The organism is Streptomyces sp. NPDC028419, assembly GCF_055565515.1.
Map to the genome: position 1 here is coordinate 16,195 of NZ_JBVHUE010000014.1, position 15,187 is coordinate 31,381.

Here is a 15,187-nt window from a genome sequence, read left to right on the forward strand (position 1 = left end):
CCGCGCGGCCCCCGCGCTGGGGGTCTAGCGGGCGGCGGCCTGTGCGCGGCGGGCGGCGCGGCGTTGGGCGCCGGCCGAGCGGAGCACTCCGGCGGCCGAGATCGCGAAGCCGACGCCCATGAGCATGCACACGGCCCACGCGTACGACGGGAACGGATCGGTGTGCAGGAACAGCGGGGCCATCGTCGCGAGCGTCGCGACGGCGCCGAGGATGAAGACGATGCCGCCGGCCTTGACCAATGCGTCGCCGGGGCGCGCTTCGTCGCAATCAGGAGTGGGAGTCACCTCACCAGGGTAGTTCCCTGGCCGAAGGGGCACTGCAGGAAGGACCGGGGGACGCCTTGTCAGGGCTGCCCTGACCATTAGCCTTGAAGGTGACAGGTCACACATGACCCGCCACACCGACGAGCACAAGGACAGAGGACGGACGTGCCTACCGGCAAGGTCAAATGGTTCAACAGTGAGAAGGGCTTCGGCTTTCTCTCCCGCGACGACGGCGGCGACGTCTTCGTCCACTCGTCGGTACTGCCGGACGGGCTCGACGCGCTCAAGCCCGGCCAGCGCGTGGAGTTCGGCGTGGTCGCGGGCCAGCGCGGCGACCAGGCCCTCTCGGTGACGGTCCTGGAGCCGGCGCCTTCGGTGGCGGCCGCGCAGCGCCGCAAGCCGGACGAACTGGCCTCGATCGTCCAGGACCTGACGACCCTGCTGGAGAACGTCACGCAGCAGTTGGAGCGCGGCCGTTACCCCGACAAGGCGCACGGCGCGAAGATCGCCGGCATGCTGCGCGCGGTGGCCGACCAGCTCGACGTCTGAGACCCGCGTCCGACCCGGACGATCCGTCCGACCCGTACGACCGCGCCCCGCTCCCCCGCCACCCGGCGGGGGAGCGGGGCGCCGTCGCGTGGTCTCAGGGGAAGTCGAGCGCCCCCGGCGCGATCGCCGGGACCAGGCCCTCCGCCGCCGCCCGGGTCAGCAGCCCGCGCACCGCCGCGTAGCCGTCCTCGCCCAGGTCCGCCGTGAACTCGTTGACGTACAGCCCGATGTGCTGGTCGGCCACCGCCGGATCCAGCTCCTGCGCGTGCGCCCGGACGTAGGGGCGGGACGCCTCGGGGTCCTCCCATGCCATCCGCACCGACGTACGGGCCGCCTCGGCCAGCGCGCGCAGCGCCTCGGCGCCCAGCGAGCGCCGCGCGATGATCGCACCGAGCGGGATCGGCAGTCCGGTCGTGGACTCCCAGTGCTCGCCCATGTCGGCCAGGCAGTGCAGCCCGTAGTCCCGGTAGGTGAAGCGCGCCTCGTGGATCACCAGTCCGGCGTCCACCCGGCCCTCGCGCACCGCGGGCATGATCTCGTGGAAGGGCAGCACCACGACCTCGCCCACCCCGCCCGGCAGCACGTCGGCCGCCCACAGCCGGAAGAGCAGGTAGGCGGTCGAGCGCTCGCTGGGCACGGCCACCGTCTTGCCGGTCAGGTCGGCGCCCGGCTCCCGGGTCAGGACCAGCGGCCCGCAGCCGCGGCCCAGCGCCCCGCCGCAGGGCAGCAGCGCGTAGTCCTCCAGCACCCAGGGCAGTACGGCGTAGGACACCTTCAGCACGTCGAGCCCGGCCAGGTCGGCCGCGTCCGCGGGGGCGTCCGGGCCGCGCTCGGCGATGCCGTTGGTGACGTCGATGTCCGCGAAGGTCACCTCCAGCGCGGGCGCCCCGGGCACCCGGCCGTGCGCCCACGCGTCGAAGACGAAGGTGTCGTTGGGGCAGGGCGAGTAGGCGATCCGCAGCGGGCCGTCCGTGAGCGGTTCAGTGGTGCTCATGCTGGCGTTCTCCCCAGTTCGCGAGTACGGGCCCCAGCGCGCGGAAGCCGTCGCCGAGCGCGGCGAGCGCCTCCCCGATCCGCCAGGCGGCGCGGTCGCGCGGGCCCACGGCGTTGGACACCGCGCGGATCTCCAGTACCGGCAGTCCGTGCGCGGCGGCGGCCTCGGCGACCCCGAAGCCCTCCATGGCCTCGGCCCCCGCGAGCGGGTGCCGGGCGGCGAGCAGCGCGGCGCGCTCGGCGCTGCCGGTGACGGTGGACACGGTGAGCACCGGCGCCAGCAGGGCGCCGCTCACCTCGGCGGCCCGGGCTGCCAGTTCGGCGGGCGGCAGGTGCACGGTGTGGCCGAAGCCGAGTTCCCGGACGTCCACGAAGCCGTCGGGGGTCTCGGCCCCCAGGTCGGCGGCGACGAGCGCGTCCGCGACGACGAGCGAGCCGAGGGGGGCGGCGGGCTGGAAGCCGCCGCCGATGCCGGCGCTGATGACGAGGCCGTACGGGGCGGGACCGGAGGGGGCGGTGCCGCCCGCGCCGGGCGCGCCCACGAGGGAGGTCGCGAGCGCGGTGGCGGTGGCCGCGGCGGCGGCGGCCGGGCCGACCCCGCCGACGAGCACGTCGAGGGCGAGGCCGGGCAGGTCCCGACGGGTGATGAGGTACCCGCCGGGGAGGGTGCGCGGCTCAGGTGACCCGGAGGGGTCCGGATGAGGGGTGAGACCGGCGACGACGGAGTCGGCCTCCGCCGCCACCGCGGTCACGATGAGCGCGCGCACCGCGGGGACTACTTCTTGAGCTTGAGGTTGAAGGTCCAGACGGAGGTGGGCTTGCCGTCCTTGCTCAGCTCGATGATGTGGATCGGCTGGGCCTCCGGGGCGGCGCCCTGGCCGCCCGTGGAGAAGGGGTTCAGGCCCGGGAAGCTCTGGTAGGTGTTGCTGGTGAGGTCGCCGAGGCGCTGGGTGCCGACGGCGGCCAGCCACTTCTTGCCGTCCTCCACGACGTCGGGCTCGACGCCCAGACGCAGGGTCTCACCGGCGGTGTAGTTGATGGTCTTGGCGTCCGACGTGCCCTTGGAGTCCGAGAGGCACTCCTGGACGCGCGCCTCCGACAACTCCTTCTCCGAGTCCTGGAGACGGCAGGTGGCCTGCGCGGAAACCGACGAGCTGCCGACCGTCACGGTGGCCAGGGGCGTCGGCTTGTCGCAGGCGGAGAGGACGAGGAGGCCGGCGGAAACGGCTCCGAGGGCCGCGACACTGCGGCGGGCCCTACCCGAGAAAAGCGGTGCGGTCATGAGCCGAAGGCTATCGGGCCGCCGCGCCCGCGCCCCGCACCGGGTCCCCGCGGGCCGCCCGCGGAAGTTTTTTCCGCCGGGCTGTCACATCCGCGCGGCGCCGCGGGTCAGGGCGGTGAAGGACACACCACAGCGGTCCGAACCTCCCGAGGAGCCCACGATGTCCACCGCACACCTCGTCGTCACCCTGGTCGCCGCCCTGATGGTCGGCTTCTCGGCCTACTCGCTGCTCACCCGGACCTCCTGGGTCGTCGAGCCGCTCGTCGCCTACGGCGTCCCCGAAGGCTGGTGGACGCCGCTCGGGGCGGCCAAGGCCGCGGGCGCGGTCGGGATCCTCGTCGGCCTCTTCGTCCCGGTGATCGCCACCCTCGCCGCCATCGGCCTCGTCCTCTACTTCACCGGCGCCGTCATCACCGTCCTGCGCGCCCGCTCCTACGCCCACGTCCCCTTCCCGCTGCTCTACGCGGCCCCGGTCGTCGGCGCGATGCTGCTCGCCTAGCGCGCGGAGGGGGCGTCATCCGCTAGGCCCTGTCGTCAAAGTGCCGTCTGCCTCGCGACGCCTGGCACGCGCTCTCGCCGCACCGGGCGAAAGCCAAGTACGTCCAGTACGCGGGCTTCCGCCCGGCACGGCGAGAGCACGCACCAGACGCCGCGGGGCCGCCCTTCGGGCGACGACGGCACTTTGACGACAGGACCTAGGCCACCCGGGGGCGGGACGCGCCCGGGTGGTGGTGGCGGGGGGAGGACATCAGTCCGCGGACCGCCATCACCGTGCCCAGCGCGACGATGGCCGCCGCCACCCCCATCCCCAACACCCCGTGCAGCGGCAGCGCGATCCCGATCGCCCCGCCCAGCACCCAGGCCACCTGGAGCAGCGTCTCCGAACGCGCGAAGGCCGAGGTGCGCACCGCCTCCGGCACGTCCCGCTGGATCATCGCGTCCAGCGACAGCTTGGCCAGCGCCTGGCAGAAGCCCGCCGTCGCGCCCAGCACCGCCATCAGGACCCCGGAGAAGAAGACGGCCGCCACGACCGCGACGCCGAGCGTGACGGACAGCACCACCGCGATGATCGTCTCCGGCGCACGGGCCCGCAGCCACGCGCCCACCGCCGTCCCGCACGCGTTGCCCACGCCCGCCGATACGCCCACGATCCCCAGCGAGACGGCCGCGCTCTGCCCGGCCAGCGGGTGCTCCCGCAGCAGGAACGCCAGGAAGAAGATCAAGAACCCGGACAGGCCGCGCATGGCGGCGTTCGCCAGCAGCCCGCACAGCACCGACCTGCTGACCGTCCGCAGCCCGGGCCGCCGCGAGTGCGCCTCGTGGGTGGAGAGCCGGGCCCGCCGCTCGCCCTTCGCCTCGTCCACCTTGTGCGGCAGCGTGAACGCCGCGAAGGTGCCGGCGAGGAAGATCGCGCAGGCCCCGTACAAGGGCCACGGCGGGCCGATCGAGTGCAGGGCCGCCCCCACCGGCGCCGCGGCCCCGGTGGCCAGCAGCCCGGCCAGCGTGACCCGGGAGTTCGCCTTGACGAGCGAGAACTTGGGCGGCAGCAGCCGCGGCACCACCGCGCTGCGCACCACTCCGTACGCCTTGGACGCGACCAGCACCCCCAGCGCCGCCGGATACAGCTCCAGCCCGCCCGTGGCCACCGCGCCCGACATCATCACGGCGAGCACCGCCCGGGTGAACATCGCCGCCGCCATCGCCGCCCGGCGGCCGTGCGGCAAGCGGTCCAACAGCGGGCCGATCACGGGGGCCAGGAGGGTGAAGGGCGCCATGGTGATGGCGAGGTAGAGGGCGACCCGGCCGCGGGCCTCGTCCGTGGGGACGGAGAAGAAGACCGTCGAGGCGAGCGCGACTGTGATCATCACATCACCGGCGCCGTTGATCGCGTGCAGCTCGATCAGCTTGCCGAGGCCGGATTCACCCGCCCCGTGCGCGTGCGTGGCCCGCCGGATCCCGCGCGCCGTACCGGTGATCGGCAGGTGCAGGGCACGCCCGAATGCCCGGCCGGCCCTCCGGACCGGTCCCGAGCCGTCATCGGACGACCGTACGGGTGCCACCTGGCCATAGTGCCCCACGCGGCCCCCGAGGACCCCTCCCGGCGCGCTCCCGGCGTGCCCGCGGCGCGAACCGGAGGGAGTCGGACGTCCGCGAATCGGACTTGCATGTGGGCCCAGGCCCGAAGAAGAGGTAGCGTGCGTAGCGCGCCACCGGCGGTTGCTCTTGGCCGCGCGCCTCTTCGCGATCCCGCAGAATGGATGGCAATAGGTGCGCCCGAGGCCGATCGGGTGCGGACGTCGACGCGGCCCTCTGGTCCGCTCCGCCCGCGCCACGTACGGACAGCACCGACGGGTCGTTGTGGACGACAGTACGGACGGCGCACACGTGAGACGGCGTAGGAGAGAACGAGACCAGTGAGTGCTGCGACGACGCGAAGCCGTACCCCGCGTACCCCTGACCGCCTGTGCGTCGAGGCGGTAGAACTCGCGCGGGCGGCGGCCGAGGATGCCGCCTTCCCCGGCGTGGTGGGAGAGCACGTCTCGGCGGTGGCGGAGGGCGACCGGGTCGTCACCCACTACTTCGAGGCCAAGGAGCCGGGCTACCGCGGCTGGCGGTGGGCCGTCACGGTGACCCGCGCGTCCCGCGCGAAGAACGTCACCCTCGACGAAACGGTGCTGCTCCCCGGCTCCGACGCGCTCCTCGCGCCCGAGTGGGTGCCGTGGAGCGAGCGGCTGCGGCCGGGTGACATGGGGCCGGGCGACCTGCTGCCCACCGATGCCGAGGACCTGCGGCTGGAGCCCGGCTGGTCCGGCGAGGACGCGCCGCCGCCGAACTCCGTGGTCTCCGCGGAGATGGCCGAGCTGGTCGAAGCGGAAGATGCCGACGTGACGGAGCCGGCGGTGACGCCGGTGGTGCCGGCGCGCGGTTCCATCGCCTCCGTGGCCGAGGAACTCGGCATGCGGCGGGCGCGGGTGCTGTCCCGCTACGGTCTGCACACCGCGGCCGACCGCTGGGACGAGTCCTTCGGCGCGAAGACCCCGATGGCGCAGGCGGCGCCCGCCTCCTGCGTGTCCTGCGGCTTCCTCGTGGCGATCGGCGGCTCGCTGGGGCAGGCCTTCGGTATCTGCGCGAACGAGTTCGGGCCGGCCGACGGGCGGCTGGTGTCCCTGTCGTACGGGTGCGGGGGGCACTCCGAGGCGGCGGTCATGCCGGCGCCGATGCGGCCTGCGCCGCCGGTCCTGGACTCCATGGCCTCGGACGAGTTCTCCCTCCGCCCGACCCCCCCGGCAGACCCCACCCCCTCGGACCTGGGCCACTCCTAACCCTCCCTCCCCTCCGGGCCCGCCTCAAACGCCGCCGGGGCTGGGTCGGGCCACCTCCAGCCCGCCCGGCGTTTGAGGGCGCCTTGAGGCGCGGACGTGGACCGGGCCGAGCCACATCCAGCCCGCCCGGCGTTTGAGGGCAGGTGCGGCCTGCTGTCCCTCCGGGGGCGCCTCAAACGCCGGCGGGGCTGGGTTGGCGCTGGCCCTGAGGGACGGTCGGGCCGTCGGTTACGCCCGCCCGTCCTCGGTGATCGGGATCGGCTGGACCCCGTTCGCCGAGGGGGCGCCCGGTACACCGCCCTGCGCGTCCGGCGCCTGGTTCATCGACGACAGCAGCTGACGCGCGAGGCCCAGCCCGGTGCCGCCCATCGTGAGGGCCTTCGCGAACATCTCCGACATGCCCTCGGCCCCGTTCAGCAGCACCATGTGCTCGACGTTGCCGAAGGCGCTCGCGCCCGCCTGCACGATCTGGGGCCAGTTCTCGGCGAGCTGCTGGGCGACCACCGCCTCCTGGTTCTCCGCCAGGGCCGCCGCGCGCGCCTTGATGGCCTCGGCCTCGGCGAGACCCTTGGCCTTCGCCGCGTCCGCCTCCGCCAGGCCCCTGGCCCGAGCCCACTCCGCGTCCGCGAGGCCCTTGGCCTGCGTCGCCGCGGCCTCGGCCTCACCGGTCGCCCGGGTGGCCTTCGCCGCCGCCAGACCGCGGGTCTCGATGGCCTGGGCCTCGGCGGCGGCCGCCGTCTTGACCCGGGTGGCCTCGGCGGCCGCCGCGAGCTCGGTCTCCTGGGCCTTGGCCTGGGCGGCCGAGATCCGGGAGTCGCGGTCGGCCTCGGCGAGCGTGCGCTGCTCGTAGGCCTTGGCGTCCGCGGGCTTGCGCACGTCCGCCTGGAGCTGCTGCTCGCGCCGGTTGGCCTCCAGCTCGGCGACCCGGGTCTCCTGGACGACGACCTCCTGACGGGCCGCGGCGTCCGCGAGCGGACCGGCCTGCCGGGAGGAGGCCGCGGCCTTGTCCCGCTCGGCCTGGTAGCCCGCCTGGAGGATCTCGCTGTCCCGGGTGGCCTCCGACATGCGGGCGAAGGCGGCCTGTTCGGCCTCGGTCGCCAGCAGGTTCGCGTCGGCCTGGGCGATCCGCGCGTCGCGCTGGACCGCGGCCGCGTGCGGCATCGCGAGGTTCTTGATGTAGCCGGTCGGGTCCTCGATCTCGTGGATCTGGAGCGAGTCGACGATCAGGCCGAGCTTCTCCATCTCGCTGCCGCAGGCCGCCCGGGTCTGGCCGGTCAGCTTCTCGCGGTCGCGGATCATGTCCTCGACCGTCAACCCGCCGACGATGGAGCGCAGATGACCGGCGAACACGATGTGCACGCGCTCCGGGATCATCTTCTGCTGGTCCAGGAAACGCCGTGCCGCGTTCGCGATCGAGACCATGTCGTCCCCGACCTTGAAGATCACCACGCCCTTGACCTTGAGCGGGATGCCCTGGTGGGTCACGCAGTCCACCAGCAGCTGGGTCTCGTTCAGGTCCAGGGACAGTTTCCGGACCGCCTGGACGCCGGGCAGGACGAGCGTGCCGCGGCCGGTGACGATCCGGAATCCCATGCCCTCGCCGAGACCCTCGGTCTTGTGCGTGGAACCGGAGATGACAAGTGCTTCGTTCGGTTCGGCCACCCGCCACATGAGCTTGAACAGGCCGATCAGAACGAGTAGTGCGGCGAGAACGACTCCCGCCACGACGCCGATAGCCATCGGCAAACGCCCCCTTAGTGCAGTGCCGTTGCGGCACCGATGAGGGCGAGTCTGCGCTCCTCGCCGTTTGGCGTGAAGACGCTGAAGGGTCCTTGTCGCAATCTTGATACGCAGCGCCGCGGCGGCCGGCCGCCGGACGGCCCAGCGAAGGTCAGCGGAAGGTCAGCGGAAGGTCGGACGCAGGTCAAGCGAGGGTCAGTTGACGTAGGCGGCCGTGACGTACACCGTGCGCGGCGGCAGGTGTTCGACCACCGTGACCACCGTGCCGACGGGCATCGGCTCCCGTTCGTTCAACGCCGGGTGGGCCAGGAAGTGCTCCGCGCCGCCCCGGATCCGGACGATGATCTCGCCCACGAGTCCGGGCCCCACCGTGCCGGTGACCCGCCCGGTCATCCCCACCATGTCCTGATCCATACCGGCAGGTTACGCGGGAAGGGCCCGGGGAGACCCCGGGCCCGTTCATCCGTTCCCCTCCCGCCCTCAGCCGGCGAGCACCGGGGGGTGCTCCGGCCGCGCCGTCCGGCCGGCCTCGGCGCGCCGGACCCGGGTCACCGCGATGACCGCGGCGAGGAGCAGCAGGGCGGTGGCGCCGTAGGAGGCGGTGTGCATGCCGTGGACGAAGGCCGCGCGGGCGGTGGCCAGTACGGTCTCGCCGGCCGCACCGCCGATCTGCTGGGCGACCGCGGCGGCCCCGCCGAGCGTCTCCCGTACGGCGGGCTGCGCGTCGCTCAGGTCGCCGCGGTAGACGGCGGTGCCGAGGCTGCCCAGCAGGGCCATGCCGAGCGCTCCGCCGAACTCGCCGCCGGTCTCCAGGACGGAGGCGGCCGAACCGGCCTTCTCGGCGGGGGCCGAGGCGAGGGCCATGTCGGAGACGAGCGCCATCACGGTGACGATGCCGGAGGCGAGGACGGCGGCGCCGATCAGCAGCAGCCACAGCGAGTCGGTGCCGGTGAGGCCGAGGAGGGCGAATCCGGCGGCGCCGATGACGAACCCGCCGGCGATGACGACGGGGCGGCCGAACTTCTGGCCGAGGGCGGTGGCGGCGGGGGCGGTGGCGCCGACGGCGACCGAGGGGGCCAGGGACCACAGGGCGGCTTCCAGGGTGCCCATGCCGAGGACGGACTGGAGGTACTGGGTGGTGAAGTAGGCCGAGCCCATCATGGCGAAGGAGGCGACGGTGTTGAAGGCGACCCCGGCGGCGAAGCCGCGGCCCTGGAAGAGTGCCCGGCCGATCATGGCGTCGTCGCGGCCGAGCTGGCGGCGGACGAAGAGGAACCCGAAGACCAGACCGGCGGCGAGGCAGCCGAGGTAGAGCGGCTCGAAGCCCTCGGCGGCGATCTGCTTGACGCCGTAGACGACGGGGAGCACGGCGGCCATCGAGAGCGGGACGCTGAGCAGGTCGAAGCGGCCGGGGGCGGGGTCCTTGAACTCCGGTACGAGCACGGGCACCAGGACCAGCAGGAGCAGCATCGCGGGGACGTTGATGAGGAAGACGGACCCCCACCAGAAGTGGTTCAGGATGAGCCCGCTCATGACCGAGCCGAGGGCGATGCCGCCGGCCATCGCGCCGGACCAGATGCCGATCGCCCGGCCGCGCTGCTGGTCGTCCTGGAAGAGGTTGCGTACGAGCCCCAGCGTGGACGGCATCAGGGTCGCGCCGCCGATGCCGAGCAGGGCGCGGGCGGCGATGAGCATCTCGGCGCTGGTGGCGTAGGCGGCGCAGACGGAGGCGAGGCCGAAGGCGGCGGCGCCGATCAGCAGCAGCTTGCGGCGGCCGATCCGGTCACCGATCGAACCCATGGTGATGAGCAGTCCGGCGAGGGCGAAGGCGTAGCTGTCGAAGATCCACAGCTGCTGCGTGGCCGTGGGATCCAGCTCCTGCGTGATGGAGGGGATCGCGAAGTAGAGGACGGAGACGTCCATCGAGACCAGGAGCAGGGGGAGCAGGAGGACGGTGAAGGCGGTCCATTCCCGGCGACCTGCGAGACGTGCTGCGGGGTTCGTCATGAGCAGCAATGTACAAGCGTCATAAACACTTGTCTAGTACGGATGTATAGGACGCTCGTGTTGGACGTCTGTGTTGGACGTCTGTATGGAACGCTCGTATATCCTCGGGGGCATGGGACACCGTGAAGATCTGCTCGAAGGCGCCAAGAAGTGCCTCGTGGCGAAGGGTTTCGCGCGCACGACCGCGCGGGACATCGTCAGCGCGTCCGGCGCCAATCTCGCCTCGATCGGCTACCACTACGGCTCCAAGGACGCCCTGCTGATCCAGGCGTTCATCGGGCTCGCGGAGGACTGGGGCGCCGCGGTCACCCCGGAGGTGACGGGGGAGGGCGGCACGCTGGACCGCTTCACCTCGGTCTGGGAGGGCATCCTCGGCCGGCACGAACAGTTCACGGCGATGTGGGCGGCCAGTACGGAGATCGCGCTCGCCCCGGACCGGATGCCGGAGCTCGCGGCCATGCTGTCGGCCTCGGAGGGCGAGGGGCGGCGCGGCCTGATCGCGCTGTTCACGGGGATCCCGGAGGAGGAGCTCGACGAGGACGACGTCCGGACGTTGGGGGCCGTCTACCAGGCGCTGCTGACCGGGGTCATGGTCCAGTGGCGCTTCAACCCCGACACCGCGGCCACGGCGGCGGACCTGACGGAGGGCCTCCGCCGCCTCGCCGCCGCCCTACCCGGTGGGCCGGCCCGAAAGCCGTAGCCCATCCGGGCAGGCTGGAGGAGGTCGGCCTCTCCAGCCCCGCCGGAGCGGTGGGTGCGGGGCCGACCTCTGCAGCCTCGCCGGCGTTTGAGGCGCCACAGGCCCGCGGCCGTCTGATGTGCCTCCGGCGGGCCCTCAATCGCCGGGCGGGCTGGATTTGGCGTGCGCCTCTTCGAGCCCGCCGGGTTGGGTTTGGCGCCCGCCTCTTCAAGCCCGCCGGGCTGGGTGGGGGGTCGGCCTCTCAAGGCTCGCCGGCTGGGTTCGGCGTGCGCCTCTGCAGCCTCGCCGGCGTTTGAGGCGCCGCCGGAGGCGCCACAGGCCCGCGGCCGTCCGATGTGCCTCCGGCGGGCCCTCAATCGCCGGGCGGGCTGGATTCGGCGCCCGCCTCTTCGGGCCTCGCCGGGTGGGCTGGGTTCAGGGCGGGTCAGGCTCGTCGGCCGCGTCCGAGCAGGCGCTTGCCCAGTAGTACGAGCATCGTGGCCCCGACCAGGACCATCGCCCCGACGGTGAAGTTGCCCCCCTCGCCCCCGGCCCCGGCCCCGGTGGCCGGCGCAGTGGGCCCCGCAGAGGGCGCACCCCCCGGCGCGGCCGACGCCCCGGCCCCCGGCACGGGAACCGCCACCACCCGACTGTTCGCCCCCTCCGACCCGAACATCAGCGTCCTGCCGTCCGGCGCGTACGTCACCGACTCCGCCTGCCCCTGCCACGGCGCGTCCACCCGCGCCCCCTCGCCCTGCGGCTTGCCGTCCTTCCAGGGGAAGGTCCGCGCGAAGAAGTACCCCCGCAGCGTCAGGCTCCCGCCGTCCGGCGAGAACGCCCCGTCCGTCACCCACGGCACGTCCGCGACCCGCCGGAACTCGTTGCTCCCCGACGCCGACAGCCGCTCGGGCCCCTCGTACAGCCCGCCCTTGTCCTCGCTCTTGCTCGCGATGTACACCCGTCCGGTCACCGGATGGACCATCAGGGCCTCGGCGTTGCGCGGCCCGTCCGCGTAACGCACCGTGAACTGCACCGGCTTGACCGTCACGTCACCGAGCTGCGCCGGCTCCGGGAAGCGGTAGATCCACACGTGGTCCCAGGTGCCGCCCAGGTTGTCGCCGATGTCCCCGACGTAGAGCTGCCCGTCCGGACCGAGCGAGATCGCCTCGACGTCGCGCGGGGCGCCGACGCCCTCCATCGTGACGCGGGCGACCGTACGGCCCGTGGCCGAGTCGACGGCGTACACGTACGGCCCGTCGTCGCTGTCGTTGTGCGTCCAGTAGATCCCCGGATGGATCTTGCTGGCCGCCAGTCCGCTGGACTCCTTGATCCGCGGGTCCGAGATCGTGAAGGACGAGGACCCCGGAGCGGGCGCCGGCGACCCGGCGGCGGCCGCGACACCCGGCAGCACCGCGAGGGCGGCGACGGCGGCGGCAACGGCGGTGGTGACGGCGGTGGTGACGGCGGCGGCAGGCAGGAGCGGGCGCATCCCCCCAGCCTGCCAGGCCCGCGCGCGTACCCGCGTACGCGTGTCCGGCATCACGTGGGCAGCCGGGCGGTGATCCGCGATGATGACCGGATGCGTTTCATGTTCGTCGGCGACTCCATGACCATCGGACGCGCCGGCGACTTCACCTGGCGCTACCGGATGTGGCAGCACCTGAGCGCCCACTTCGACGGCCCCCACGAGATCGTCGGTCCGCGCAGCGAGGTCTACGACGCCCGCGCCGACGCGCCGACCAGCCACGTCTACGCCGACCCCGACTTCCCCGACCACGCCCGCCGCCACCTGGCCGGCTGGGGCGAGGGCTGGCAGCACATGGTCCCGCTCATCGGCGACGCCGCCCGCACCCACCGGCCGGACGTACTGCTCGTCTCCCTCGGCCTGATCGACCTCGGCTTCTACACGGACGCCGAGCAGACCGCCGCCAACGTCCGGCTGTTCGTCGCCGAGGCCCGGGCCGCACGCCCCCGCATCCGGATGGTGCTGCTCCCGGTCATCCCCAACGTCCGCGCCGACGTCGACGCGCCCTTCGCCGCCGAGGTGGCCCGCTTCAACGAGCTGCTCGCCAAGGCCGTCGCCGACCTCTCCACCGACGCCTCGCCGCTGCTGCTGGCCGCGCGCCCGCAGGACTACGCCCTGAGCCACGACACCTACGACGGCACCCACCCCAGCGCCTCGGGCGAACACCGGCTCGCCGGCGAGTTCGCGGCCGTCATGCACCAGGCGTGGGGGATCGGCGCGCCGTACGCGGCGCACGAGGGCTTGTAACACGCCCTTCACCGAGGGGTCTTGCTTCGAGCGCGCTCCAAGGAGTTGGCTTGGGTCCCATGAAGTACACGCAGCTCGGACGCACCGGCCTCAAGGTCAGCCGACTTGTCCTCGGCACGATGAACTTCGGCCCCCAGACCGGGGAGCCGGAAAGCCACGCGATCATGGATTCCGCGCTCGAAGCCGGGATCAACTTCTTCGACACCGCCAACGTCTACGGCTGGGGTGAGAACAAGGGCCGCACCGAAGAGATCATCGGCACCTGGTTCGCCCAGGGCGGCGGCCGCCGCGAGAAGACGGTCCTCGCCACCAAGGTCTACGGCAGCATGGCCGCCGAGGGCGACCCGTGGCCGAACTTCGACCGGCTCTCGGCGCTGAACATCCGGCGGGCCGTCGAGGCCAGCCTCAAGCGCCTGAACACGGACTACATCGACGTCTACCAGTTCCACCACGTCGACCGGAACACCCCCTTCGAGGAGATCTGGCAGGCCGTCGAGGTCCTGGTCCAGCAGGGCAAGATCCTCTACGCGGGCTCCTCCAACTTCCCCGGCTGGAAGATCGCCCAGGCCAACGAGGCGGCGGCGCGGCTCGGGCGGCTGGGCCTGGTCACCGAGCAGTGCCTCTACAACCTGGCCGAGCGGCGCGCCGAGATGGAGGTCATCCCGGCCGCCGAGGCGTACGGGCTCGGGGTCATCCCCTGGTCCCCGCTGCACGGCGGGCTGCTCGGCGGTGCCATCCGCAAGTCCGCGGAATCCGGTCGCAGCGCCACGGGCCGCTCGGCGGACGCGCTGTCCAACAGCACGGTGCGGGCGCAGGTCCAGGCGTACGAGGACCTGCTCGACAAGCACGGCCTGGAGCCCGGTGACGTGGCCCTCGCCTGGCTGCTGACCCGCCCCGGCATCACCGGCCCGATCGTCGGGCCGCGTACGCCGGAGCAGCTCGCCTCCGCGCTGCGCGCGGTCGAGCTGGAGCTGTCGCAGGAGGTGCTGGACGGCCTCGACGAGATCTTCCCGGGACCGGGCGCCTCGCCGGAGGCCTTCGCCTGGTAGCGGCGGGTGGGGTGGCCGCCGCCTACTGTCCGACGGCGGCGGCCACCGCCACGACGACGAACATCAGTACGAGCACACCGGCCATCACACGGTTACGGGTCTTGGGATCCACCTGTTGAGACTAACGCGTCGGGGTCAGCCGCCGAGCGGCCAGGCCCCGACCACGTCGTAGCGGGGGCCGCCCGCCGGGTCGAGGTTGCTGCGCACCAGGCTCAGCTCGCGCACCGGCCACGGCGTGCCCTCGAAGCCGGCGAGGGCCTCGGTGTACGGGCGCAGGTCCGTCCCTTCGGAGCTGCGGGCCAGGGTGAGGTGCGGGGTGTAGCGGTGGTGCTGCTCCATGGGTACGCCGGCCCGCCGGGCGGCGGCGTCGGCGGCCTCGGCGAGCATCCGCAGGCCGTCCAGGCCGCCGGCCGCGCCGGCCCAGAGGGCTCGGTCGCCGAAGTGGCCCGAGCCGTGCACGCGGAGCGTGAAGGGGGGCGTCTTCGCGGCGGCCCGCGCCAGGCGGGCGTGGAGGTCGGGGAGGAGGTCCTCGCCGACCTCGCCCATGAAGGCGAGGGTGTAGTGCCAGCCGGCCTGTGCGGTCCAGCGGAGGCCCGGTGCGGCGGAGACGGCGCGGACGGCCGTCGCCAGCTCCGCGACGGCCCCCGCGGGCGGCAACACGGCCGCGAACAATCTCATCCCCCGACCTTAGCCCCCCTCACCTCACGCACCGCCGAGAAATCCAGCCCACCCGGCGCGTGAAGGCCCGCCGTCGCCTCAATCGCCGGCGGGGCTTGAGGGGCCAATTCCAGCCCGCCCGGCGTTTGAGGGCCCGCCGGAGGCAGGTGTAGCGGCTGGGGGCCGCCGGTGCCTCCGGCGGCGCCTCAATCGCCGGCGGGGCTGGAGACGGCAGATCCAGCCCGCCCGGCGTTTGAGGGCCCGCCGGAGGCGGTTGTGCGGGGGCGCCTCAATCGCCGGCGGGGCTTGAGGGGCCAATTCCAGCCCGCCCGGCGTTTGAGGGCCCGCCGGAGGCAGGTGTAGCGGGCCGGG

General features: G+C 73.3%; 16 protein-coding genes. 6 read left to right on the plus strand and 10 right to left on the minus strand.

All coding sequences use genetic code 11. The annotated features are described in order from the left end of the window. Positions 1-24: 24 nt before the first annotated feature. The gene (locus ACZ4UB_RS17845; RefSeq protein ID WP_354381274.1) at positions 25-285 is read right to left on the minus strand and encodes a hypothetical protein; all 261 of its coding nucleotides are present in this window, start codon (positions 283-285) and stop codon (positions 25-27) included. Positions 286-429: 144 nt separating this feature from the next. Here ACZ4UB_RS17845 and ACZ4UB_RS17850 point away from each other — a divergent pair, with 144 nt between their 5' ends. Beyond that, positions 430-813, plus strand: coding sequence for a cold-shock protein (locus ACZ4UB_RS17850; RefSeq protein WP_354381275.1), 384 nt, complete (start codon positions 430-432; stop codon positions 811-813). 94 nt (positions 814-907) lie between these two features. On the opposite strand, the gene ACZ4UB_RS17855 is transcribed toward ACZ4UB_RS17850, so the two are convergent. The 3 genes from ACZ4UB_RS17855 to ACZ4UB_RS17865 are packed head-to-tail and all read right to left on the minus strand — an operon-like array spanning position 908 to position 3,088. After that, positions 908-1,807 carry a 1,4-dihydroxy-6-naphthoate synthase gene (locus tag ACZ4UB_RS17855; RefSeq protein WP_354381276.1) on the minus strand — a complete coding sequence of 300 codons (900 nt, stop codon included), beginning with the start codon at positions 1,805-1,807 and terminating at the stop codon, positions 908-910. Further along, positions 1,794-2,573 carry a futalosine hydrolase gene (locus ACZ4UB_RS17860; protein WP_468071158.1) on the minus strand — a complete coding sequence of 260 codons (780 nt, stop codon included), beginning with the start codon at positions 2,571-2,573 and terminating at the stop codon, positions 1,794-1,796. Before ACZ4UB_RS17860 ends, ACZ4UB_RS17855 begins: the two co-directional genes overlap by 14 nt. An 8-nt stretch (positions 2,574-2,581) precedes the next feature. Beyond that, complete coding sequence (locus ACZ4UB_RS17865) at positions 2,582-3,088, minus strand: DUF2771 domain-containing protein (protein ID WP_468071160.1); 507 nt, start codon at positions 3,086-3,088, stop codon at positions 2,582-2,584. Positions 3,089-3,248: 160 nt separating this feature from the next. Here ACZ4UB_RS17865 and ACZ4UB_RS17870 point away from each other — a divergent pair, with 160 nt between their 5' ends. Further along, entirely contained in the window at positions 3,249-3,587 is a 339-nt protein-coding gene (locus ACZ4UB_RS17870) for a DoxX family protein (protein ID WP_354381279.1), read from the plus strand. A gap of 196 nt (positions 3,588-3,783) precedes the next feature. Here ACZ4UB_RS17870 and ACZ4UB_RS17875 read toward each other — a convergent pair whose 3' ends face one another. Beyond that, positions 3,784-5,166, minus strand: coding sequence for an MFS transporter (locus tag ACZ4UB_RS17875; RefSeq protein WP_468071162.1), 1,383 nt, complete (start codon positions 5,164-5,166; stop codon positions 3,784-3,786). A 336-nt stretch (positions 5,167-5,502) separates the two neighbouring features. Between ACZ4UB_RS17875 and ACZ4UB_RS17880 the strand changes: the two genes are divergently transcribed. Continuing rightward, complete coding sequence (locus tag ACZ4UB_RS17880; protein ID WP_468071164.1) at positions 5,503-6,411, plus strand: DUF3027 domain-containing protein; 909 nt, start codon at positions 5,503-5,505, stop codon at positions 6,409-6,411. A 228-nt stretch (positions 6,412-6,639) separates the two neighbouring features. Here the strand turns inward: ACZ4UB_RS17880 and ACZ4UB_RS17885 are convergent, their stop codons facing one another. From ACZ4UB_RS17885 to ACZ4UB_RS17895, 3 genes are all read right to left on the minus strand, one after another. Continuing rightward, the gene (locus ACZ4UB_RS17885) at positions 6,640-8,151 is read right to left on the minus strand and encodes an SPFH domain-containing protein (protein ID WP_468071166.1); all 1,512 of its coding nucleotides are present in this window, start codon (positions 8,149-8,151) and stop codon (positions 6,640-6,642) included. Positions 8,152-8,346: 195 nt separating this feature from the next. Then, entirely contained in the window at positions 8,347-8,565 is a 219-nt protein-coding gene (locus tag ACZ4UB_RS17890; protein WP_468071168.1) for a hypothetical protein, read from the minus strand. 66 nt (positions 8,566-8,631) lie between these two features. Continuing rightward, positions 8,632-10,158 (minus strand): MFS transporter, encoded by a 1,527-nt coding sequence (locus ACZ4UB_RS17895; protein ID WP_468071170.1) that lies wholly within the window; start codon positions 10,156-10,158, stop codon positions 8,632-8,634. Positions 10,159-10,270: 112 nt separating this feature from the next. Here ACZ4UB_RS17895 and ACZ4UB_RS17900 point away from each other — a divergent pair, with 112 nt between their 5' ends. Beyond that, a complete protein-coding gene (locus tag ACZ4UB_RS17900; RefSeq protein ID WP_468071172.1) occupies positions 10,271-10,858 on the plus strand; it encodes a TetR/AcrR family transcriptional regulator in 588 nt (195 codons plus the stop codon). Positions 10,859-11,282: 424 nt separating this feature from the next. Here ACZ4UB_RS17900 and ACZ4UB_RS17905 read toward each other — a convergent pair whose 3' ends face one another. After that, positions 11,283-12,326, minus strand: a complete 1,044-nt coding sequence (locus tag ACZ4UB_RS17905) for a WD40 repeat domain-containing protein (protein WP_468071174.1) — start codon at positions 12,324-12,326, stop codon at positions 11,283-11,285. A 90-nt stretch (positions 12,327-12,416) separates the two neighbouring features. On the opposite strand from ACZ4UB_RS17905, the gene ACZ4UB_RS17910 reads away from it, so the two are divergent. Beyond that, the gene (locus tag ACZ4UB_RS17910) at positions 12,417-13,109 is read left to right on the plus strand and encodes a GDSL-type esterase/lipase family protein (protein WP_468071176.1); all 693 of its coding nucleotides are present in this window, start codon (positions 12,417-12,419) and stop codon (positions 13,107-13,109) included. A 59-nt stretch (positions 13,110-13,168) separates the two neighbouring features. After that, positions 13,169-14,158: an aldo/keto reductase gene (locus ACZ4UB_RS17915; protein ID WP_354381288.1), complete on the plus strand. Its 990-nt coding sequence runs from the start codon at positions 13,169-13,171 to the stop codon at positions 14,156-14,158. Positions 14,159-14,293: 135 nt separating this feature from the next. Here the strand turns inward: ACZ4UB_RS17915 and thpR are convergent, their stop codons facing one another. After that, positions 14,294-14,836, minus strand: a complete 543-nt coding sequence (gene thpR / locus ACZ4UB_RS17920; RefSeq protein ID WP_468071179.1) for an RNA 2',3'-cyclic phosphodiesterase — start codon at positions 14,834-14,836, stop codon at positions 14,294-14,296. Positions 14,837-15,187 lie beyond the last annotated feature (351 nt).